Below are 23,565 nucleotides of genomic sequence, written 5' to 3'. Positions count from 1 at the left end.
GCAGCACCGGCTTGCTGACTCAAATCAAACGAATTAAGTGTGGATACCGTCTTATGGAGCAAAACCCGCAGTCACAGCTCAAGCTTCTTGTCACCCGTGGTAAGGAGCAAGGCTATCTGACCTATGCCGAGGTCAATGACCATCTGCCGGAAGATATCGTCGATTCAGATCAGATCGAAGATATCATCCAAATGATCAACGACATGGGTATTCAGGTGATGGAAGAAGCACCGGATGCCGATGATCTGCTGCTTGCTGAAAACACCACCAGTACCGACGAAGACGCAGAAGAAGCGGCGGCGCAAGTTCTGTCCAGCGTAGAGTCTGAAATCGGTCGTACCACTGACCCGGTTCGCATGTACATGCGAGAAATGGGTACGGTTGAACTGTTGACCCGCGAAGGCGAAATCGACATCGCAAAACGCATCGAAGACGGGATCAACCAGGTTCAGTGCTCCGTTGCTGAATATCCGGAAGCGATCACTTATCTGCTTGAACAGTACGATCGCGTTGAAGCTGAAGAAGCTCGTCTCTCCGATCTGATCACCGGTTTTGTCGATCCGAATGCGGAAGAAGAAATGGCCCCTACCGCCACTCATGTTGGTTCTGAGCTGTCTCAGGAAGACATGGATGACGATGAGGATGAAGACGAAGAAGACGGCGATGACGACAGCAGCGACGATGACAACAGCATCGACCCTGAGCTGGCGCGCGAAAAATTTGGCGAACTGCGTACGCAGTACGAAGTCACCCGTGACACCATTAAAGCCAAAGGCCGTAGTCACGCCGATGCGCAGGCCGAGATTCTGAAGCTATCCGAAGTGTTCAAGCAGTTCCGTCTGGTACCGAAGCAATTCGACTACCTCGTGAACAGCATGCGCGTCATGATGGACAGGGTTCGCACTCAGGAACGTCTGATCATGAAACTCTGCGTTGAACAGAGCAAAATGCCGAAGAAGAACTTCATTACGCTGTTCACCGGCAACGAAACCAGCGAAACCTGGTTCAACGCGGCTATCGCGATGAACAAACCGTGGTCCGAGAAGCTGCACGATGTGGCAGACGATGTTCACCGCGGCCTGCAGAAGCTGAAACAGATTGAAGAAGAGACCGGCCTGACCATCGAACAGGTTAAAGATATCAACCGTCGTATGTCCATCGGCGAAGCGAAAGCGCGTCGTGCGAAGAAAGAGATGGTTGAAGCAAACTTACGTCTGGTTATCTCTATCGCCAAGAAATATACCAACCGTGGTTTGCAGTTCCTGGATCTGATCCAGGAAGGCAACATCGGTCTGATGAAAGCGGTGGACAAATTTGAATATCGCCGCGGTTACAAATTCTCCACCTACGCCACCTGGTGGATCCGTCAGGCAATTACCCGCTCTATCGCGGATCAGGCGCGCACCATCCGTATTCCTGTGCATATGATTGAGACGATCAACAAACTCAACCGTATCTCTCGCCAGATGCTGCAGGAGATGGGCCGCGAGCCGACGCCGGAAGAACTGGCTGAACGCATGCTGATGCCGGAAGACAAAATCCGTAAAGTGCTGAAGATCGCCAAAGAGCCGATCTCCATGGAAACCCCGATCGGTGACGATGAAGATTCGCATCTGGGGGATTTCATTGAGGATACCACTCTCGAACTGCCGCTGGATTCTGCAACAACGGAAAGCCTGCGTGCGGCAACGCACGACGTGCTGGCCGGGCTGACCGCGCGTGAAGCGAAAGTCCTGCGTATGCGTTTTGGTATCGACATGAATACCGACCACACGCTGGAAGAAGTGGGTAAACAGTTCGACGTTACCCGCGAGCGTATCCGTCAGATCGAAGCGAAGGCGCTGCGTAAACTGCGCCACCCGAGCCGTTCTGAAGTACTGCGTAGCTTCCTGGACGATTAATCCCGTCGCATAAACAGCAAACGCCACCTTCCCGGTGGCGTTTTTTTTACATTCCGCGCACAATCAGCGCCTCATCCAGTTCCCTGAAGGCTTCCACCAGTTTATCCAGCGTAATACGACTTAATCCGCTGGTATTCGGCAATACCCACACCTGCGTTTCGCCAATCGTTATGCTCTGCTTTCCCCACTGTACGCCACGCTGACTAAAACCTTGCTCGAACGCCTGTTTACCTAAAATCGCCAGGGCATGCGGTTGGTAATCTTCAATTTTTTCAATCAACTGACGACCACCGTCGTGCAATTCCTTACGCGAAACTTCATTGGCCTGCACCGTGGGTCTGTCGACCAGTTTGGTCACGCCACAGCGAAAATCCAGCAAGTGCTCTGCCTCTTGCGGTTTAAGCTGGCGATCGGTAAAACCGGCCTGATGAATCACTTTCCAGAACCGATTGGCCGGATGCGCAAACGGAAAACCTGTTCCGGCAGAAGAAAGCCCCGGATTGATGCCGCAGAACACCACCCGCAACCCCGGCGCTAAAATGTCCTTAACCATGATGACTCCACTACATAACATCGTAGGGAAAAGTATAACGGATTGAAAATACGTTGTTTAATAAAACAGCATCCGTACGGTTATGTCTGGATTGCGCGCGGGAGTTACTTTATAATTCACCGCCACGGCCCCTTAGCTCAGTGGTTAGAGCAGGCGACTCATAATCGCTTGGTCGCTGGTTCAAGTCCAGCAGGGGCCACCAGACAGCACAAGGGCTGGCGAGAAATCGCCAGCCCTTTTGTTTTTCCGGGGATATTTTGTGAGTCACTCAAATACAAAGTGAAACAGTGGATTAGGTTGTAAACTTTCCAATCCATGGGCTATTTGCGTCCTGGGACCAAAGTTGTAGAAGCATCTCTCTGAACTTTTCGGCCGCCGGATTCAGCGCCGTCTCTCTGCGCTGAACGAGCCCTAACGTTCGACGAATAACGGGTTCAACCAGCGGGCGGCTGACAAGGATATGATGCTCATCCGTTGGCATTGCCAGACTGGGAACCACCGCAACGCCAAGTCCGGCCTCCACCATGCCAAGCGATGTCGACAGATGCCTGACTTCATAAAACCAGTTGGGCTTCCACTCCACACCCTCAAATGCCTGGTCAATTAACGACCGATTACCGCTTGAACGTCTTACGCCAATAAGTCTTAAATTAACCAGATCTTCCCAAAGAACCAACGATTTTTGCGCCAACTCATGATCACGCCGGCAAGCCAAAACGAAAGGTTCGTTCACCAGGGGGGTAAAATCGATATTGGGATGTGTGATGTTTATCATATTTATGCCGAAATCAGCATCGCCGTTTAATACTGCTTCAAGGCAATCACTTGCACTGTGCTCCAGGATTCGAATACGTATATTGGGATAATGGTGGTTAAAATCTCTTATAACGGAAGGCAGAAAATAAAAGGCGGCTGTAGGCAGGCAAGATAATGTGATGACACCGCTCTGGTGTGTAGCCATTTCCTTAATGCTCAGGATCGAGCTTTCATAGAAATCGATTAAATTCTTTGCCTTAGGTAAAAACTCTCTTCCAACCGCGGTGAGTTTTACATTTCGGGTTGACCGTTCGAATAAGGCCGTTCCCAGGCTCTCTTCAAGCTTTTTAATTCTGCGTGTTAATGCAGGCTGCGAGATATGTAGAAAATGTGAAGCCCTTGTGAAACATCCGATTTCTGCAATCTTAACAAATGCTTGTATACCTTGTAACTCATGCTGCATGAGATTTCACTCCTGGGCACACCGTGTCATTCTCACACTAACTCAACGCCTATTAATACGCAAAGCGTATTAATCCTTCGTTTTTTGACATTAGAGTTATTTATTAGGTTATGAAATCCTGATGTCGTTCTAACTACCAGGCGAAATTGAGAAAACAAAATGCTAAAAATTCCTTGCGTACTGATGCGTGGTGGTACTTCCAAAGGCCCGGTTATTCTGGCCAGCGATTTACCAACAAAAATTGAGGAGCGTGATGCACTGCTGCTTGGCCTGATGGGCGCAGGCCATGAACTCGAAATTGATGGTATTGGTGGGGGAAGCCCGCAGACCAGCAAGGTGGCGATCGTGAGTCCATCAGACAGCCCTGATGCAGATGTCGATTATTTGTTCGCACAAGTTATGGTCAATGAGCGCCGTGTCGATACAACACCGAACTGCGGAAATATGTTGTGCGCAGTAGGCCCTTTTGCGATTGAAAAAGGCCTTGTGAAAGCAAAAAGCCCCGTAACAACAGTACGTATTCGTAATCTCAACACCGGTACGCTGGTTGATGCCGAAGTGCAGACGCCAGATTTTTATGTCAATTATGAAGGCGATACGCACATTGACGGCGTCCCTGGCACCGCTGCACCGGTGGGTCTGACATTTCTGAACTCGGCGGGGTGCAAGACAGGAAAATTGCTGCCCACCGGTAACGTGGTTGACCTCTTTGATGGTGTAGAAGTGACCTGCATCGATATGGCAATGCCGATGGTATTGATGGATGCCGCGCAGATGGGAAAAACCGGCGGCGAAACGCCGGCAGAGCTTGAAGCGGATCGGGCATTTATGATGCGACTGGAGCACATTCGCCGCCAGGCCGGTGCTGCGATGGGATTTGGCGATGTCACCGATAAAGTGATCCCCAAACCGGTTCTGCTAAGTAAACCGTGCGCGGGTGGTACGATCAGAGTGCGCTACTTTATGCCGCACAACTGCCATAAGTCACTGGCAATTACCGGATCGATTGGTATTTCAACGGCCACCCTTATTGAAAACTCTGTGGCGTATAAGATTATTTCAGAACAACCCAAAGCCCCTTATACCAATATCGTTAATATTGAACATCCAAGCGGGAAGATCTCTGTCTCATTGCTAAAAGAGGGAAATGAGGTCGAGAAAACTCGCGCGGCAGTTATTCGAACTTGCAGAAAACTTTTTGAAGGCACTGTTTGCGTTCCGGAACATTTTTTAACAGAAGTTGTTTAAAAGTATTTCACTATCGCAACCAACAATACAATACCCTTAGCTCCCTGGAGCTACTGTACTCTGTACTTAAAAAAAATAATATTGAGGATATTATGTCTATAACAAATGCGATAAATAATCTGAACGGTCCGGATCCGGCGAAGATCAGTACCTATATTCGTGTCATCCTGGCGCTGGCGTTATCTGGACTGGCTGAATTAGCTTCTCTTTTCTTTATTCAACCGCTATTGCCGATTCTGGCTGTTGAATATGATGTTCCGGTCAGCCAGGTGAGTATTATTCTCTCTGCTGAAACGGCGCTTCTGGCTATTGGACTTTTATTTACCGGCACGTTATCCGACCACTATGGCCGAAAAAAACTTATCATTGTCTCTCTGCTGTTAGGCGGCTTCCTGACCCTGCTGTGTCCGCTGGTCGAATCCTGGGCAATGCTGGTTGCTTTGCGTGCAGTTATCGGACTTGCTCTCAGCGGTATTGCCGCTGCGGCAACGGCTTATATCAGTGAAGAAGTCGCGCCTGTGGTGGCAGGCGTTGTCACTGGCTATTTTGTCTTCGGTAATTCGATGGGCGGAATGTCCGGGCGTATTATTGCCAGTCAGTTAATTGAACATATTTCAATAAATACCATTTTCTACGGCTTTGCTGTCAGCCTGATTGTTGTGGCGATTCTGGTAAACGTCCTGCTGCCTGCATCTAAAAAATTTACCCCTACGCAAAACCTGAACGTACTGCGTGTAGTAAAAGGTGGCGCAGCACATTTTAAAAATAAAAAACTGGCTCTGGCCTTTGTTATCAGCTTCATCATTTTTGGGGTATTTACGTCCCTTTATAATTACCTGGCTTTCTTCCTGAAAGGCGAACCTTTCCATATTTCCCCGGCCAATGCTGGCCTGCTATCGTTTAGCTTCGCACTGAGTTTCTTTACCGCACCTCAGGCGGGCCGTCTGTCTGCCAAATACGGCAGCATGAACGTACTGCGGGTACTGTTCATCCTGATGGCGCTGGGTATGCTGCTGACGCTGACGCCGAACGTTGTCACCTTTATTATTGGTTCGGTTATCTTCACCGGTTGCTTCTTTGGGTGTCACTCCATCGGCCTGAGCTGGGTCAGCAAGAACGCAGCCCAGTCGCGTGGTCAGGCCGTAGCCCTGTATCTGTTCTTCTACTACATGGGGGGCTCGGTTATCGGTTTTGTGAACGGTTTCATATTCCATACCATGGGCTGGCAGGGGATGACAGCGTTCATCATCGCTTTACTTGGTGTGGGTGCCATTGTCGCAACCTATTTAGCCTCCGGCGAAAGAAAAGCGCTGATCACCGCTGAATCTTTAAATAATTAACTGGTCGTTCACGCCGCATCTGAGTGGCGTGAACAAAAAAATACGAAAGAGATAAAACAGGTTTCATTATGAAATTAGCAAGCTACTGCCATCGCGATCGTAAAAGCTTCGGCATTTTTACGGAAAACGGCATTATTGATCTTGGCAATAAAATTGGTCATAAATATCCAACACTGAAAGATCTCCTTAAGTGGGATGCCATTGACGTCGCCAGGCAGTATATTGATGACCACGCTGACATCATGGCTGAGGATATTACCTTTCTGCCCGTCATTGAAGCGCCAGGTAAAATATTCTGCGTGGGCATGAATTATGCTGATAAACGTAAAGAGTTTGCTGAAACTAATAACGCACCAACCCTGTTTGTGCGCTTTCCTGACTCGCAAACCGGCCATGGAACACCCGTTGTTAAACCCTCCTTATCAAACGAATTTGATTATGAAGGAGAATTGGCCGTTATTATTGGTAAGCCTGGGAACAATATTGATGTGAGCAACGCCCTTACCCATGTTGCCGGTTACAGTTGCTATATGGATGGTTCAGTGCGCGACTGGCAGCACGCCTGGTTTACGGCAGGCAAAAACTGGCGTCAGACGGGAGCATTCGGTCCTTATATGACAACCGTTGATGAAATTCCTGATCCACATACCCTCTCTATCCAGACATATCTGAATGGCATGTTAGTTCAGAATGATTCGACGGCCAGTATGATCCATAAAGTCGCTGACCTGATTAGCTATATCAGTACCTTCACCACTCTCAGTGCGGGTGATGTCATTATCACTGGTTCACCTGGCGGCGTCGGGAAAAAACGCACACCGCCTCTTTTTATGCACGAAGGCGATCGGGTCGAAGTCGTAATCGAAAATATCGGACGCTTAACGAATACGATTGTGGAATCTCAGCCTCAGCGAGACTTGCTGGCTTCGTAATAACCAGCAGAACGGACAACCTCGTCGAAATAAAAGATATTTTCAGGAGAAATAAGATGCATACCGACCAGCCGCTAGCATTCGAAACAGTTGAAACTAGCAATGGCGCTCTAAAAGAGGAGATTGCTCTCTTTTTAAAGCGTAATGGATTGGGCATAGATGAAGATATCGAGCAATTTGTTATTGCACGTTGTGACCGACGTCTGGTTGCCTGTGCTGGTCTTGCGGGTAATACGCTAAAATGCATAGCGGTCGAGAGAGAATGGCGTGGAACCGCCCTGGGACTGAAAATCATCCATGAAGCGGAATTGCAGTCTATTCAGAACGGAGAACATCAACTTTTTCTCCTGACCCATCCGAAGAATGTTAAGTCATTTCAGGGAGGCGGATTTTATCCCCTGGTGACCCTCGATAATCGTGCGGCCCTGATGGAAAATACGCCAGTGGGCATCCATCGTTACTGCCGACAACTGCGCAATCATCATCTGGTGATGGCCGAAAATGTCGGGGGAATTGTCATGAATGCCAATCCATTCACATTAGGTCACCAGTACCTGATTGAGCAGGCTGCAAAAGCATGTGACTGGCTGCACGTTTTTGTCGTCGAAGAGGACTTGTCCACGTTTTCCTTTCGGGAACGCTTCGCCATGGTTCAGGATGGTTCGCGTCATTTACCTAATATTACTGTTCATCCTGGTTCAAAATATATTATTTCTCGCGGGACCTTTCCTGGCTATTTTCTCAAAGAAAAGCAAATCGTTAATGAAGTGTATGCTGCCATTGATTTGATGATGTTCCGACGTTACATCGCGCCAGCCTTAAATATTAACCAGCGTTTTGTTGGCACAGAACCATTTTGCAAAGTGACAGCACAATATAACTGCGCAATGCACCACTGGCTGGAAGATGAAAAGACAATGGCAGCAGCCAGTATCAAAGTTAACGAGATTAAGAGAATGACCGATGATAATAATTTTCCGATATCAGCCTCCGCAGTCAGAAAATTATTAGACAAAGGAGATATTCAGGCTGTTAAGAGCAGAGTGCCAACAACCACGATGCCTTATTTGTATAAATGTCTACCAGAAAATCAATCTACACAGCCGGATCCAGAACTGGCAGGTGCTTAATAAATAATTGTTCAGGAAGTGAATATGAAAATAGTTAATACGGCAATGACCGGGACGCTGGAGTCAAGCGACCTGATTGTCAAAGTTAGCCCCTGTGAGGACGGGTTGGATGTCATCATTAACAGTGAAGTATACAAACAATTTGGCGAACAAATTACTGCGGTTGTGAAGGAAACGCTTTCCACATTTAACATTACGCAGGGCCAAATTATCGTTGAGGATAAAGGTGCGCTGGACTGTGTTATCCGGGCCAGAATGCAGGCAGCCATCCTCCGGGGAACAGACAGCAAAGAAATTGTGTGGGATAAATTATAATGAAGAAATTACGTCGCAGTATGCTTTTTTTGCCTGGTTCTAGCGCCGCCATGCTTTCGACTGCCTATATTTATAAACCAGACTCAATCATGTTTGATCTTGAGGATGCGGTATCGTTAAAAGAGAAAGATAGCGCGCGACTGCTGGTCTTTCATGCCTTACAGCATCCCATGTATAAAAATATTGAAACGGTTGTCAGGATTAACCCGCTAAATACCCCCTTTGGCTTAAAAGATCTTGAGGCCGCAGTTCGGGCGGGCGCTGACGTTATTCGCTTACCCAAAACGGATACACCGGAAGATATTTACCAGCTTGAGCGTGAAATCGTCCGCATTGAAGAAAGTTGCAATCGCCCGGTCGGATCGACGCAATTAATGGCGGCGATTGAATCTGCTGTAGGCGTTATTAATGCCGTGGCTATCGCTAAATCATCTAAACGCTTAATGGGAATTGCGCTGGCGGCGTTTGATTATGTGATGGATATGCAAACAGAACGTGGAGACGGCACTGAGCTGTTTTATGCGCGTTGCGCGGTATTACATGCCGCTCGCGGAGCGGGTATCGATGCTTTTGATGTGGTTTATGCGGACATTAACGATGAAGCGGGTTTTTTAAAAGAAGTCGATTTAATTAAGCGTATGGGCTTCAACGGCAAGTCACTGATCAATCCGCGGCAAATCGATGTTTTACATAATGCCTATGCCCCCACTCAGGAAGAAGTTGATTATGCAGAACGTGTCATCGCAGCCGCCGAGGAAGGCGAGCGTAATGGGCTTGGGGTGATTTCACTGAACGGAAAAATGATTGATGCGCCGATCATTAACCATGCCCGTGTGGTTATTGACCGTAAAAATGCCTCCGGCGTTCGTCAGTAATCTCCATTCACCCTCCAGCAACAGGATTAAACGATGAGTCATTTAGCTGAAGCACTTCATAACATCTCCGGTAGCCAGCATAACTATGAGCTGTTTACCGGCGCCAATACGCATACCCCCTATCTCGTTGATCCCCGTGAAAAATATCAACGCAAACTTTTCGACACCGTAGATGACGTTTTAGCCCGCTGTGATTTGCATGATGGCATGACCGTTTCATTTCATCACGCCTTTCGCGAGGGGGATAAAGTGATTAATTACGTGATGGCCAGGCTGGCGGAAAAAGGCTTAAAGGGATTGACGCTGGCATCAAGCTCGCTGATGACCTGCAACGCGCCACTGATTGAACATATTAAAAATGGTGTGATTACCAAAATCTACACATCAGGCATGCGCGGAGAATTAGCCGATGCGATTTCACATGGGCTGATGGAAGAACCCGTGCAGATCCACTCGCATGGCGGCAGGGTCAATTTGATTGAGAAAGGTGAAATTACTATTGATGTCGCCTTTTTGGCTGTCTCCTGCTGCGATGAGTATGGTAATGCCAGCGGCAGCGGCGGCAAATCCCGGTGTGGTTCGCTGGGCTACGCCATGGTCGATGCAAAATATGCCAAAAAGGTGGTGTTGCTGACGGAAAGTATTGAACCGTTTCCCTATATGCCAGCCAGCATTGTTCAGGATCAGGTTGATTACATTGTCAAAATCGACAGCGTGGGCGATCCGGCAAAAATCAGCGTAGGTGCCGCTCGCGTAACCAGCAATCCGCGTGAATTGATGATTGCGCGCTCAGCCGCCGATGTGATTGAGCATTCAGGGTATTTCCGTGATGGCTTTTCACTGCAAACCGGTTCCGGTGCCGCCTCGACGGCCTGCACGCGATTTCTGGAATCGCGCATGCGCAAAAAGAATATTGTTGCGCGATTTGCCTTAGGTGGCATTACCGGCAGCATTGTGGATCTGCATGAAAAAGGACTCATCACCAAACTGCTGGACACACAGAGCTTTGATGGTGCCGCAGGTGCTTCGCTTGCGAAAAACCCCAACCATGTTGAAATCTCAACCAGCGTTTATGCCAACCCTGCCGCTAAAGCAGCCTGCTGCGATCGTGTTGATATTGTCATTTTAAGCGCGCTGGAAATTGACACGGATTTCAATGTCAATGTACTGACCGGTTCCGATGGCGTCATGCGCGGCGCTTCCGGCGGGCATTGCGATGTTGCGGCAGCCGCAAATTTAACCATCGTGGTCGCACCGCTGATTCGCAGCCGTATTCCTACCGTCGTCAGGCACGTCACCACCCGCGTTACCCCGGGTGAAAGCATAGACGTACTGGTCACAGACCATGGTATTGCGGTGAATCCTGCCCGCCCGGAAGTCAAAGAGAAGCTGATTGCCGCCGGTTTACCGGTTGTTGATATCGAGACCCTCTACCAGAGCGCGCTGGTGATTTCTGGCGAACCTAAACCTATCGAGTTTACCTCCCGCATCGTCGGCGTTGTGCGCTATCGCGATGGGAGCGTCATTGATGTGGTAAGGCAGGTGAAAGAATGATCCGCGAAACATCAAAAGCATCATGTGCGGCCCTCACGCTTGAGGATGTCCTTAAAGCCAGAGAAGCGCGCGCCAGTCTGCAACAAGAGTGGCTACTCGGGTTCGGGCAGCCGATGATTTCAACCACGCTCGTCTGGCCAGGAGAGGTGAAAGATACTCCCCTGGCCCGCCAGGTAATGGCAGAGGCGAAGGAAGCTCTTAATCAGTTGCTGCAAAAACATCGATGGGAAGTCTCCAGACATGAAATCCGTTTCCGGCCGACCGGGCCAGAGGCGTTCTGGTCCATATCCGCACCTGCCTGGATGATAAAACATGTCACGGCGCATCTGGAAGATAACCATCCGCTCGGCCGTTTGTGGGACATCGATGTATTTTGCCCTACATCGGGCCTAATTAAGCGCAGTGCAATACATCAGCCTATGCGCAGGTGCTTCATCTGTGATGAACCTGCTCATGTCTGCTCGCGTATGCGCCGCCATTCTCCGAATGAACTTGCGCAAGTGATTGAGGATTTAACCTATGACTACTTTAGCCGCCAGCGTTAAGCAAGCTGAGCAGTCACAGAGCATCGCCTGGCTGTCCGCTGAAGCGATGTACCGGGAGGTGAAATTAACACCTAAGCCGGGACTGGTTGATAGCGACAATAATGGCGCACATCGTGATATGACTATCACGCACTTCATGGCCAGCATTCACGCCATCACGCCCTGGTTTCCCCGTTTTTATGAGCAAGGAAAAACCACCGCGAATTTGCCCGCCCCTCAAACTCTGCTGGCGATAAGGCCAACAGGTCTTGCCTGCGAACAAGCGATGTTCAAGGCCACAGGCGGCATAAATACGCATAAAGGCGGGATTTTTTCACTTGGCCTTCTGTGCGCCGCCGCAGGTCGTCTGTTTAAACAAAACAGAACGCTCAGCCAGAGCAACCTGTGCCGGGAAACCAGTGCGATGTGTGCGGGTCTGGTTGACCATGAACTTCGCAAAACCGGGCAGGCAAAAACCAAAGGTGAGCAGATTTTTCAAACGCTTGGACTGACCGGAGCGCGGGGCGAGGTGGAGAATGGATTTGTCACCGTCAGGCAGTACGGACTGCCGCAGTGGGAAAAATCGTTACGGGAAGGGTTATCTCAACAGGATGCGTTACTGAAGATGTTACTGGCCCTGATGGCCACCAATCCTGATACCAATGTGGTTTTCCGCGGGGGACCCGAAGGCCTGAAGTATGTGCAGCGGTATGCAAAAAGAGTGCTCAGCATAAAAAACTTGTCAGGTGAAAAGCTTCGAAAAGCGTTGATGAATATGGATAACGCATTGACTGAAAAGAATATTAGCCCTGGCGGTAGTGCGGACCTCCTGGCCGTTGGTTGGGTACTTTCGCATTATCCGGCCTGATGGGTGGCATTGAATGTAGAGAGGGCAACGTTATGACTACGCAACGTCTGGAACAACTGAGTGAAAGGTTCACGATCATTCTGGTGCCAGGCCTGAGAGACAGTGATGAGTATCACTGGCAAAGTTGCTGGGGTCGTCGTTTTCCTTTCTGGAAACGGATTAGCCAGCGGAACTGGCTGGAGCCTGATATCGACGCCTGGATCTGCGCAATCCGTCGCGAGTTAGCCTCCTGTCACCTGCCTGCGATTCTGGTTGGACACAGTTTTGGCGCGCTTGCCTCATGTCGTCTGGTTCAGACGTACAGAATGAATGTCGCGGGTATTGTCATGGTTGCGCCTGCAGAGCCTTCGCTCTTCGAACTGGACGAGAAGGTACTCCCGGAGAAATTGCAAACATCCAGCATCATGTTCGTGAGTCGAAACGATCCGTTAATGTCTTTTAAACGTGCGCAGTTTTGGGCCGAATGCTGGGGCGCACGCGTCGTTGATATCGGTGACGCTGGGCATATTAATACAGAATCCGGATTCGGGGAGTGGGAATATGGCCTCGAACAACTGGCGGAATTTAGTGAAGGCCTGAGGCACGAAAATAAAAACCAGGTTTAACAAAAAGTAATTTATCTCTTACATGATCACAATTCAGATAAATAATATCTGATCCGGAGAGCATATGTTAAAAGCTTATAACAAGCATGTACAAGAACGTGCGTTAAAAAATATTCCGCCTAAACCTTTAACCGCAGAGCAAACGGAAGCGTTAATTGCCTCTCTGGTTAGCGGGGAAAGTGAGGATAAAAACACGCTTATTGAACTGCTGACGCATCGTGTCCCGCCGGGAGTCGATCCTGCGGCGAAACTGAAAGCAGATTTCCTTTACCAGCAAATCAAAGAAGAAAACCCGGCGAATATTATTGCCCCTGGCCAGGCAATTGAACTGCTGGGAACTATGCAGGGTGGATATAATATCCAGCCGCTTATCGATTTACTGGATAATCCGAAATGGGCCAGAAGTGCGGCGGAACAATTAAGTACAACACTTCTTATTTTTGATAAATTTAACGATGTTGAAGAAAAAGCGAAACAAGGGAATGTCTGGGCACAAAACGTCATTCAGTCATGGGCAAATGCCGAATGGTTTCTACGCAGCCCGAAGCTACCTGAAAAAATAACGCTTAAAGTATTTAAAGTCACAGGGGAAACCAATACGGATGATTTGTCACCGGCTCCTGAAGCATGGTCACGTCCTGATATTCCTCTTCATGCGCTGTCCATGCTGAGTAATCCGCGAGATGGCGTGACCCCGGATGAACCCGGATGCCGCGGGCCAATTCAGCAACTTGAGCAGCTAAAGGAAGAAGGCTACCCGCTGGTCTACGTCGGGGATGTTGTTGGTACTGGTTCTTCGCGCAAATCCGCAACTAACTCCCTGTTATGGCATCTGGGGAACGACATTTCATGGGTGCCGAATAAGCGAAACGGAGGATTTGTTTTCGGCGGAAATATTGCGCCTATTTTCTTCAATACGCTTGAGGATTCTGGCGCGCTTCCGATAGAAATGGATGTTTCCGGGCTATCAACGGGAATGCTGATTGATCTCTGGCCTTACGAGGGTGAAATTCGCGAAAACGACAGCCAACGACACATCACCTCATTTTCTTTGAAAACGGATGTGCTGCTTGATGAAGTACGTGCCGGGGGACGTATTCCGTTGATCATCGGCAGAAGTCTGACAGCAAGGGCGCGTGAATCGCTGGGACTTCCTCCTTCTGATGCTTTCCGTCAGCCAAAAGCACCTGCGCCTTCATCGGTCGGCTTTACGCTGGCGCAGAAAATAGTCGGAAGAGCGTGCGGTGTTGAAGGGGTCCGCCCGGGGCAGTACTGCGAACCGAAAGTATCAACGGTGGGTTCTCAGGATACCACCGGAGGAATGACGCGCGATGAGCTTACCGATCTGGCCTGCCTGAGCTTTTCGGCTGATTTGGTTATGCAGTCTTTTTGCCATACTTCGGCTTATCCAAAACCAGTCGATGTGAAGCTACATGAAACACTGCCTGATTTTATCAGCAGCCGGAACGGTATTGCACTGAAGCCGGGTGATGGCATCATCCATTCCTGGCTAAACCGTATGCTTGTCCCGGATACGGTAGGAACCGGGGCCGACTCTCATACGCGTTTCCCTTTGGGGATCTCTTTCCCGGGAGGGTCCGGACTGGTCGCGTTTGCCGCGGCAACCGGAATTATGCCGCTGGATATGCCGGAGTCTGTGTTGGTCCGTTTTACAGGAGAGATGCAAAAAGGGATTACCTTACGCGATCTGGTTCATGCCATTCCGTTTTATGCCATCAGGCAAGGTCTGTTGACCGTTGAGAAAAAAAACAAAATCAATATTTTCTCCGGCCGTATCCTGGAAATCGAGGGGCTTGGCATGCTCAAAGCGGAGCAGGCTTTCGAGTTGGCCGATGCCTCCGCAGAACGTTCTGCCGCTGCATGCGTACTTCGCCTTGAAGAAGAAAACGTCGCGGAATACTTGCGCTCCAATGTTGCCCTGCTGCGCTGGATGATACGTCAGGGCTACGAAAACGCAGTGACGCTTGAGCGGCGCATTGCTGAAATTGAAGCCTGGCTAGCTAATCCGTCGCTTTTGGTTGCCGATGAAAACGCTGAGTACGCCGCCGTGATTGACATCGATCTGACTGAAATTACCGAACCCATTGTTTGCGCACCGAATGATCCGGATGACGCCCGTCTGCTATCCGAGGTAGCGCGTTCGCCGATAGAAGAAGTGTTTATTGGTTCCTGCATGACGAATATTGGTCATTTCCGCGCCGCGGGTAAAATTATTTCAGATTCCAGTGAAATACCGGTAAGACTCTGGCTGGCGCCGCCGACAAAAATGGATGCGCAACAGCTTTCAAGCGAGGGATACTTCAATAAGTTTATTAAATCCGGCGCCAGAATTGAACCCGCCGGATGCTCGCTGTGTATGGGGAATCAGGCACGTGTTCGGCAAGGCAGTCATGTCGTATCCACATCAACCCGAAATTTTCCCCATCGTCTGGGGACCGACGCTAAGGTCTTCCTGGCTTCAGCCGAACTGAGCGCTGTGGCAGCGATTATTGGGAAAATGCCGACGGTTGAACAATATTTCTGGCATATGGATAAAATTAATGACACCCGCGATGATACCTATCGCTATTTAAACTTTGATCGATTACCTGAATATCAATCAACGGCTAATGAGCAGGATGTTATTAAAACGTTCGCCGTTAAGAATATTTAACTTTTTTTAATTAAACAATAGCTGAAGAACCATTGTACAGCAGAGGCTTTTTTATCTCTGAAGCTTCTGCTGCCAACGGAATGGCTTGTCGCTGAGGTGACACATGTTGAAATCAAAAAAGCAAAAAATAGCGCTTCTTATTTTAATAATATTATTATTCATGATCATTCCTCCGCCAGAAGGATTGACAAAGGAAGCATGGATACTGGCAGGTATTTATCTTGCATCCATTGTCGGACTGGTAAGTAAACCTTACCCTGAACCCGTCATTATGCTTATTGCGGTGGCGTTGTCATGTATCGCGCTGGCAAGCTTCAACGACTCCCTCGTTAAACCAATGGATGTCCTGCGCGGTTATTCGTCAGGAACAACATGGCTTGTCTTTAGTGCATTTACCTTAAGCGCTGCGTTTGTGACAACCGGGTTGGGGAAACGTCTGGCATACTGGTTTATATTAAAATTCGGCGGCACGACACTGCGACTGGGATATGTCACCGCGCTGTTGGACTTAATTCTGTCCCCGGCTACCCCCTCGAATACAGCGCGCGCAGGCGGAGTGGTATTTCCTATTATTAACAGCATTGCTCTGGCGTTGGGTTCAACGCCAAATGAAAGTCCGTGTAAGGCTGGTCGTTACCTTATGGTGAATGTGTATATGGTAACGAAAACGACAAGTTATATGTTCTTAACCGGATTTGCAGGAAACGCTTTAGCGCTACAATTAATTTCGGATATTTTTCATATCCAGATAAGCTGGGTTGGCTGGGCGCTGGCGGCAGTACCTGTGGGGTTATTGATGTTAGCGGTTATCCCCTGGATAGGTTACAAAATCACGCGTCCTGAATTAAAGAAGTTAGACAATGTTCAAATCGCCACTGCGGGTCTGAATGAACTCGGGCCGATTAGCGGAAAAGAGAAAGGTCTTGCTGTTGTGTTCATTTCCGCTTTACTGGGATGGATTTTCTCACGCTATCTGGGACTTAACGAATCCGCTGTTGCAGTGATCGCGATGGTCGGAGCCCTTGTTTTTAATATTATTTGCTGGAACGATGTTCTGCAAAATAAGGGCGGCTGGAATACCTTGATCTGGTATGGCGGTATTATTGGACTCAGCGCCACCTTGAGTAAAGAAGGCTTTTTCAAATGGCTGGCGGCCTTTATGTCTGATCACCTTGGTTTCTTGGGCGCAGGTAACAGTACAATTGTGATGATCGTCTTTTTAAGCATCGTAGTTCGTTATTTGTTCGCTTCAGGAGGCGCTTATGTGGCAGCCATGGTTCCTGTATTTGCAACGGTAGGTCTCGTGACCGGAACAGCCCCTGTACTCCTGGCTTTAGCCATTCTGTTCTCTAACTCTTATGGTGGATGTATCACACATTATGGTGGCGCAGCCGGGCCCATTATTTTTGCTGCGGGGTATAACGATATTAAGTCATGGTGGATTGTCGGTACTATCGTTGCTTTATTGACATTTATTGTTCACATGGCGGTAGGTATTCCATGGTGGGGCTTCTTAATTCAACATAACATACTTTCATAACGCGATAACAGTGGCTCAATTTGAGCCACTTTCCCTAATGTTTTATATTCAACCGCTCTATCAGGCTGATTTTTTAAAGTAACCGATGCCAATCGTTTTTCTGAAACGCCACGACTGCCATTTTGGCCATAAAACGTCTGAAATCATCGCGATGGCAATCCAGCGGAACCAGGTAGCGAATGTATTACTTAACCCCTGTGGTTCTTTATATCCTTTAACCCAACCATCGTATCCCCGTTCACCAAGCAGTGTGTCAGGGAAGCCGCCATCCGCATTCTGAAAATCGAGGAGTTTGACAAGCATATTACGCAGCCAGTATTCAATTTCATCTTTGCGATAAGGACAGCGCGAATGCCCATGGGCCAGAATATCGATAATATCAACATCAATACAGCTACTGCGTACCGCCACAGGCTGTTCCAGGCAACGGCTCATCGACTGGTTGAAATGAGGAATAGTCTCGTCAAGGGCATAGAAGATATGCAGGTTATGCGTCGCCCCACAAAGTGCGAACAGCAATGCCTCCTGACTGAATTGTTGTCCAGGCCCCCAGAATCCGGAGTAAGGCTCACTCTGCTGGTTATGCCAGAAGATCATATCCTGCAGGCGCTGGCTTGCCGCGCCTTCCGGGTGACGCTGCTGTTCGAGAAGCAGGAAACTTCCGAGGTTAACGATATTGTTTCCTTCCAGCCAGGGATCTCGCATATCGCGCTGTCCTAACCATGCCCGGAAATACAGGGGATCGAGGAATGGCGCTAAAAAGGGCAGTTCAAGGCGATCTAACTGTTCCAGAACCTCTAACGCCCCCATACAGTAATTTGTCGCGTGGAAACGCATATATTGACGTGTTTCTTCAATATCAGGGCGTTTCCATGTTTCATCCCACTTCATGCCCGGTAAAAGGAAATAACCATCATCGTGTTGGTGGCTTAAAATCCAGTCAGCCAGTAATTTTTTTTCCTCTATTTTATCACCTAATAACACGCGGGCCATCGTTCCATCATAGGTTCCTGATAATAACATTTGCGGCCATTTTTCTGGTTGATGATACTCGCTGACACGCAATACCCCAGGCGTCTTCCCGGCTACGCTCATGCTATTCAGCCAGTTAATACTCATTTCTTTAGCTTGTAAAATACGTTCTTGTAAAAGACTGTCTGTTAACTTCATAATATAACCTGTGTTTAAGATTAATTATTAATTTGAGGTTTCATAATCATTTCAATTTTGCCGCCGACATCGTCGGGGTTAAAAAATGCATAATGACAAAACCCAAAAGATAAGCAAAACCGCCCATAAGAAATATTGACCAATAACTTCCTGTCGCCTGTAAGATATGTCCGGTAGCCTGTGCAAAAAGTATTGAGCCAATTGAACCAATCAGACAGCCAATACCGACAACAGCCCCAACAGCTTCTTTCGGAAACATATCCGAAACACTGGTATAAAGATTTACTGACCATCCCTGATGAGCAGCTACTGCAAGACCGATGAGAATAACGGCGACCCACAAATTAGAAGCAGCAGAGACGAGCAAGATAGGCAATACACAAATCGCACACAATAGTAGTGTCAATTTACGTGCCTTATTTACGGCCATTCCCCGGTTGATCAACCATGCAGGTAAGTATCCTCCGGCCAGTCCTCCTATTGTCGCCAGAATATTTATCAGAACCAGCGGTGTCGCCATGTGTGCCATATCAATACCGCGACTGTCGTGTAACCATTTAGGCAACCAGAACAGGAAGAACCAGAAAATCGGGTCGGTCAGGAATTTGCACATCGCAAATGCCCAGGTCTGGCGATATTTTAATAAGCCAATCCAGCTCACTTTGCCTGCTATTGCTGGCGCGGGACTCAAACTTTCATCCTGATGGATCCAGTCCAGTTCCTCTTCATTAACTTTTTTTACTTTTTCTGGTTTTCCGTATAAAAACAGCCAGAAAACAATCCAGATAAAACCTACCGCGCCAGTAACAATAAAAGCTTCACGCCAGCCCCATTGTAACGCAATCCATGGAATAATAATCGGTGCAAAAATATTCCCGACATTTGAACCTGAATTGAAAATACCGGTCGCAAACGCACGTTCTCTCTTGGGAAACCATTCAGCAGCAACCTTTACCGCTGATGGAAAGTTAGCGCTTTCGCCAATCCCCAGAAAAATCCTTGCATAAATAAACCCCGTTACCGTGCTCACTGCACCATGGGCTATGGCTGCAAGGCTCCATATGGCCAGCGCGACGGGTAAGATGAGACGGGCGCCATAAAGGTCAACAATTCTGCCACATATTAATAAACCCACTGCATAGGCTGCCTGAAAGGCAGTAACAATATTGCCATATTCAATTTCTGTCCAGCCAATGTCTTTTTGTAGCATTGGCGCTAAAAGTCCTAAAATAGAACGGTCAAGGTTATTAATGGTGACTGAGAAAAAGAGCAAAGCACAAATTGTCCATCGATAACGACTTCTTGTTAATTGTGACTTCGTTGTTTGTTCATTAATACTGTGTTGTAGCTGACCCATATTATTTCCTCTCCATATCTGTGCCATACAGAATGTGATTCTTTCATGCCGCTACAGTGTAAGTATCTTTAGTATCTGACAGACAACCTACAAAAATGAAACTGAGATCTTAACGTTCATTCGTTTTTTATTTGCTAGTAAAATCACCTTTTTTGCCGAGTAATGTGATGGAGATCACTTCAATACAAAAACAAATTTGAAGTTCATCACAATTAATTTTGATGTTTTTTGAACTTCATCACAATTGTTGTTTATTCAACACCCGCACAGATCCGAATTCTGTCTTCTCTAACCTGCCTGTATTTCCGATCCGCTATTCTTCGCTCAACTTTTCTTTAAGAGGAATGGCTATGCTGGAAAAATCTGACCTGGCAGATAATGCGGTTGAATGTCTGCACAACGAACACTACGATCGTGCTTATAATTTGCAAAATCTTAACTTTCAGACGCTGATTTTTACCGGTGGACGCCCGCGCGAAAGTCTGAATGGCGACTGGCACTTCACGCTTGACCTTCATGATACGGGGTTAAGGCAAAAATGGTTCTTAATGCAAAAGCAGGATGCTGAAACACGTAAAGATCCCTATGATTACGATCCTTATTCAGGTCAGACGGTGCCTGTCCCCAGTTGCTGGCAAATGTTGAAGGATAAATGGTTTTATTTTGAGGGTAGCGCATGGTATACCCGTGAAATCGAGTACACCAGGTGGGATCAGGATGAGCGCGTATTTTTACGGATAGGCGCAGCAAATTACGATTGCAAAATATTTCTCAATCATCAGTTTATTGGTAATCACTACGGTGGATCGACCCCTTTCTGCGCTGAGCTAAGCGCACACATAAAAACCGGAAATAATGTCTTAATGATCTGTGTAAATAACACACGGACAACGGATCGACTTCCGTTACGAAATAATGACTGGTTTAACTATGGCGGTATTTATCGCGAGATAGATCTTATCCGAACCCCGCAAAGCTATATTCATGATCTGTTTATCTATCTTGTCCCGGATGGCAACTATAACCGCATTGCAGCGCGCATAACGGTAGACGGGTTTGCGACAGAAGTGACTGTTACGATCCCCGAACTCGGGATTGATCAGATATTGCCAGTTGTGGAAGGCCAGGCCGAAGCTATTTTTTCCCGTAGTCCACAGCTATGGTCTCCGGACAATCCTAAACGCTATAAAGTTAAAGTCACGCTGGGACATGACTGCGTTGAAGATGACGTCGGATTTCGCCAGATTGAAGTGGTGGGAACCGATATTCGTCTGAACGGCAAATCCCTCTATCTGCGCGGCGTTAACTGCCATGAAGATGATTTATTCGTTGGGAAGGTTGCCAGCGAGGACGATATACGTCAGCGTTTTCGTGATGCCAAAGCACTGAATTGCAATTATATGCGGCTGGCACATTACCCTCATCACGAACTGACGGCACGCATTGCTGATGAAGAAGGGATATTGCTGTGGGAAGAAATTCCCAACTATTGGGCGATCGATTTTACAAATCCGTCGACACAACGGGATGCGCATAACCAGCTTATGGAGCTTATCCTGCGCGATCGAAACCGCGCCAGCGTCATTATCTGGTCGGTTGGGAATGAGAATGCGGATACGGATGAACGTTTAAATTTCATGACATCGTTAGTGAATGCGGCACGTGATGCCGACCCCAGTCGCCTGATCTCTGCTGCCTGCCTCGTCAACCATGCAAAAATGAAGATTGAGGACAGATTGACAGACTTCCTCGATATCATAGGGTTAAATGAATACTACGGGTGGTATGAAGAGAATTTTGATGACTTAATTGTGCTTGGCAAGAACTCATCCCCCACTAAGCCCGTTGTCATCACAGAGACTGGTGCCGAAGGCGTTCTCAGCGAACACGCTCCCAAAACGGGCCCGTTCTCTGAGCATTACATGGCCGAGGTTTATCGCAAACAAACCGAGTATCTGCCAAAACTCACCTATGTTCGCGGCTTTACCCCCTGGCTGCTGTATGACTATCGTACAGAACGCCGGCAAAACCCCTGGCAGCAAGGCTTCAACTGTAAAGGTTTAATCACCGCAGATAAAAAAACCCGCAAAGCCGCGTTTTATGTTTTGCGGGATTTTTATGAAACGCTCAAAAAAGCCGATCCATCGTCTCATTAATCATGCTTAAGGCTTTCCGCCAGGGATAACAACCTGGCGGGATCAAATAACATCGCCAGATAATGAGGTTGCTGTTGTTCTTCTTTATCCAGCCACTCGCCGATACGATTTGCCAGTTGGTAAAGGTTATTTATTTGCTTATCGAATTCAAAATGAGAAATGCCACTCACACGACCATAGCGTTCCCGCATGAGTTTCATCGCGACGCCCTTCGCAACCTCATCAAATAACGTGGTATACCACGGCACTCTGTCCCAGACTCGCCTGAATAAGTCCCTTTTATCCTCAGGAATATGGGTCTGTTGTAAAAGAAAATGGAGCTGACTACGCGTCGTTTGCGCCAGAAAAAAAGCGCGCTGTTTTTCCAGTAACATCAATTGATATTGCATGAGCCCGGTGTTGGGATCGTCTGGCGGGAAAAGCGTCGAAACAGAAAAATCATCCGAACGACGAGAATGGAGTTGTAATAGTTTAACAGCCTGCTCATACGTCTTTGGCACCTGGCTGTAATGATGCAAAACATGTCCCAGAATGTATGGCGTTTTTTTCATCCATTCATGGCTGCTGATATACAGTTGATGGAAAGCATCCAGCTCCGATTTATCGACTTTGTGCTCCAGCATATCGGTAAGCCAGCAGTGAAATGCCTGCTTTTCTGACATGCCCACTTCACGGCCAAACATTGCCAGACCATGTAAATTGATTGAATTAACCGAATTGATGAGAGAACTGTTGGAAATCCACTCCCAGCTTAAGCGGCCTGAAACAGCCTCCAGGAGGTCTCCGGTGGTATTTTCCACCCAACTTAAACGCCCCTTGATTTCTTCCAGTAAGTAACAGGGGAGCAATGTCCAGCCATATTCCAGCCCCCATAAATCAAATTCAATCCATTTGATTCGGTCTTCCAGTTGCATCAGGAGCGGATTCGTTGCAAACCCCGGTCGATAACCGTCAGGAACCACTTTTAATGACACCCGAACATCTCCCGGAAGTACCTGTAAAGCGTTAAGAAGTTGCCATGATGCAGCCTCGTCATCGATGTAGTCTCTCAGTACTAATTTCTTTCCAAGACTCCGTAATATTTGATAAAGATAAGGAAGAGTCGAGGACCAATTGGCCCGATAAGGAAGATGTTTAGGGAGCGTGACAATAACACCATCAATAGCCGGTAGCTGACTTAACGCTTCAGTAATGGTTTGCTGATAAAATTTTTTCCAGAACGCTTCGTCTGCAAGGCTATTTTCAATCAGCGTATATTCCGGAAATTTTTCCTGAAGTTTTCCACCGGATGGAAACGCTTCTCCCTGCAACCAGATTCGAATGCCATTTATATTACACGCGCGGCATACTCTTTGAATGTAGAGAGTTTTTTCTCGCTGCTCGCATATCAAATTCTCTTTTCCATGTTGACAATAGTCAGATGGATAGGCCAGTAAGGCAAATAAGTCTTGTTGATGAATGACAAGCCCGTTAAAACCATCACGTTTCATTACATCGATGACTTGTTGCAAATGCGGCCAGTGCCAGATAAGAGAGGAATTTACTTCGAGTAACCGCAGGGGAGTCAAGGCATACATTAAAACAATCCCATAATTTACTATTAT

The 23,565-nt window shown here is 47.9% G+C and carries 19 protein-coding genes and 1 tRNA gene; 15 read left to right on the top strand and 5 right to left on the bottom strand.

Annotated features, from left to right (window positions below; all coding sequences use genetic code 11):
* The first annotated feature begins 53 nt into the window (after positions 1-53).
* Positions 54-1,901 carry an RNA polymerase sigma factor RpoD gene (gene rpoD, locus WB371_RS01095; RefSeq protein ID WP_336218288.1) on the top strand — a complete coding sequence of 616 codons (1,848 nt, stop codon included), beginning with the start codon at positions 54-56 and terminating at the stop codon, positions 1,899-1,901.
* Between the two features lie 46 nt (positions 1,902-1,947).
* On the opposite strand, the gene mug is transcribed toward rpoD, so the two are convergent.
* On the bottom strand, positions 1,948-2,454 hold the full coding sequence (mug, locus tag WB371_RS01090; protein WP_336218287.1) for a G/U mismatch-specific DNA glycosylase: 507 nt from the start codon (positions 2,452-2,454) through the stop codon (positions 1,948-1,950).
* 126 nt (positions 2,455-2,580) lie between these two features.
* On the opposite strand from mug, the gene WB371_RS01085 reads away from it, so the two are divergent.
* Positions 2,581-2,656 (top strand) — tRNA-Ile (locus tag WB371_RS01085).
* A gap of 90 nt (positions 2,657-2,746) precedes the next feature.
* Here the strand turns inward: WB371_RS01085 and WB371_RS01080 are convergent.
* Positions 2,747-3,673, bottom strand: a complete 927-nt coding sequence (locus WB371_RS01080) for a LysR family transcriptional regulator (protein WP_336218286.1) — start codon at positions 3,671-3,673, stop codon at positions 2,747-2,749.
* A gap of 159 nt (positions 3,674-3,832) precedes the next feature.
* On the opposite strand from WB371_RS01080, the gene WB371_RS01075 reads away from it, so the two are divergent.
* The 12 genes from WB371_RS01075 to WB371_RS01020 all read left to right on the top strand — a co-directional run bounded on the left by WB371_RS01075 (position 3,833) and on the right by WB371_RS01020 (position 17,278).
* A complete protein-coding gene (locus WB371_RS01075) occupies positions 3,833-4,921 on the top strand; it encodes a 4-oxalomesaconate tautomerase (RefSeq protein ID WP_336218285.1) in 1,089 nt (362 codons plus the stop codon).
* A gap of 92 nt (positions 4,922-5,013) precedes the next feature.
* Entirely contained in the window at positions 5,014-6,261 is a 1,248-nt protein-coding gene (locus tag WB371_RS01070; RefSeq protein ID WP_336218284.1) for an MFS transporter, read from the top strand.
* Between the two features lie 68 nt (positions 6,262-6,329).
* Positions 6,330-7,193, top strand: coding sequence for a fumarylacetoacetate hydrolase family protein (locus WB371_RS01065; RefSeq protein ID WP_336218283.1), 864 nt, complete (start codon positions 6,330-6,332; stop codon positions 7,191-7,193).
* Positions 7,194-7,249: 56 nt separating this feature from the next.
* On the top strand, positions 7,250-8,323 hold the full coding sequence (citC, locus tag WB371_RS01060) for a [citrate (pro-3S)-lyase] ligase (RefSeq protein ID WP_336218282.1): 1,074 nt from the start codon (positions 7,250-7,252) through the stop codon (positions 8,321-8,323).
* 24 nt (positions 8,324-8,347) lie between these two features.
* Positions 8,348-8,638, top strand: a complete 291-nt coding sequence (gene citD, locus WB371_RS01055; protein WP_336218281.1) for a citrate lyase acyl carrier protein — start codon at positions 8,348-8,350, stop codon at positions 8,636-8,638.
* Complete coding sequence (gene citE, locus WB371_RS01050; RefSeq protein WP_336218280.1) at positions 8,638-9,513, top strand: citrate (pro-3S)-lyase subunit beta; 876 nt, start codon at positions 8,638-8,640, stop codon at positions 9,511-9,513. The genes citD and citE overlap by 1 nt, the downstream gene beginning before the upstream one ends.
* Positions 9,514-9,546: 33 nt before the next feature.
* Positions 9,547-11,067: a citrate lyase subunit alpha gene (gene citF, locus WB371_RS01045; RefSeq protein WP_336218279.1), complete on the top strand. Its 1,521-nt coding sequence runs from the start codon at positions 9,547-9,549 to the stop codon at positions 11,065-11,067.
* Positions 11,064-11,612 carry a citrate lyase holo-[acyl-carrier protein] synthase gene (gene citX, locus WB371_RS01040; RefSeq protein WP_336218278.1) on the top strand — a complete coding sequence of 183 codons (549 nt, stop codon included), beginning with the start codon at positions 11,064-11,066 and terminating at the stop codon, positions 11,610-11,612. Before citF ends, citX begins: the two co-directional genes overlap by 4 nt.
* The gene (gene citG, locus WB371_RS01035; protein ID WP_336218277.1) at positions 11,587-12,459 is read left to right on the top strand and encodes a triphosphoribosyl-dephospho-CoA synthase CitG; all 873 of its coding nucleotides are present in this window, start codon (positions 11,587-11,589) and stop codon (positions 12,457-12,459) included. Before citX ends, citG begins: the two co-directional genes overlap by 26 nt.
* A gap of 32 nt (positions 12,460-12,491) precedes the next feature.
* Entirely contained in the window at positions 12,492-13,064 is a 573-nt protein-coding gene (locus tag WB371_RS01030; protein WP_336218276.1) for an alpha/beta hydrolase, read from the top strand.
* Positions 13,065-13,128: 64 nt separating this feature from the next.
* A complete protein-coding gene (locus WB371_RS01025) occupies positions 13,129-15,738 on the top strand; it encodes a bifunctional aconitate hydratase 2/2-methylisocitrate dehydratase (protein ID WP_336218275.1) in 2,610 nt (869 codons plus the stop codon).
* A gap of 103 nt (positions 15,739-15,841) precedes the next feature.
* The gene (locus WB371_RS01020) at positions 15,842-17,278 is read left to right on the top strand and encodes an anion permease (RefSeq protein ID WP_336218274.1); all 1,437 of its coding nucleotides are present in this window, start codon (positions 15,842-15,844) and stop codon (positions 17,276-17,278) included.
* Between the two features lie 60 nt (positions 17,279-17,338).
* On the opposite strand, the gene WB371_RS01015 is transcribed toward WB371_RS01020, so the two are convergent.
* Entirely contained in the window at positions 17,339-18,448 is a 1,110-nt protein-coding gene (locus WB371_RS01015) for a hypothetical protein (RefSeq protein WP_336218273.1), read from the bottom strand.
* 46 nt (positions 18,449-18,494) lie between these two features.
* Complete coding sequence (locus WB371_RS01010) at positions 18,495-19,805, bottom strand: MFS transporter (protein ID WP_336218272.1); 1,311 nt, start codon at positions 19,803-19,805, stop codon at positions 18,495-18,497.
* Between the two features lie 221 nt (positions 19,806-20,026).
* On the opposite strand from WB371_RS01010, the gene WB371_RS01005 reads away from it, so the two are divergent.
* Entirely contained in the window at positions 20,027-21,961 is a 1,935-nt protein-coding gene (locus WB371_RS01005) for a glycoside hydrolase family 2 protein (RefSeq protein ID WP_336218271.1), read from the top strand.
* Here the strand turns inward: WB371_RS01005 and WB371_RS01000 are convergent.
* Positions 21,958-23,538 (bottom strand): hypothetical protein, encoded by a 1,581-nt coding sequence (locus WB371_RS01000; protein WP_336218270.1) that lies wholly within the window; start codon positions 23,536-23,538, stop codon positions 21,958-21,960. The two genes, WB371_RS01005 and WB371_RS01000, sit on opposite strands and share 4 nt — an antisense overlap.
* Positions 23,539-23,565 lie beyond the last annotated feature (27 nt).

Origin of the sequence: Citrobacter amalonaticus, assembly GCF_037053465.1 — a bacterium.
Taxonomy (GTDB): domain Bacteria; phylum Pseudomonadota; class Gammaproteobacteria; order Enterobacterales; family Enterobacteriaceae; genus Citrobacter_A; species Citrobacter_A amalonaticus_H.
The sequence above is the reverse complement of the archived record's forward strand: the minus strand, read 5'-3'. Positions and strand labels throughout refer to the sequence as shown.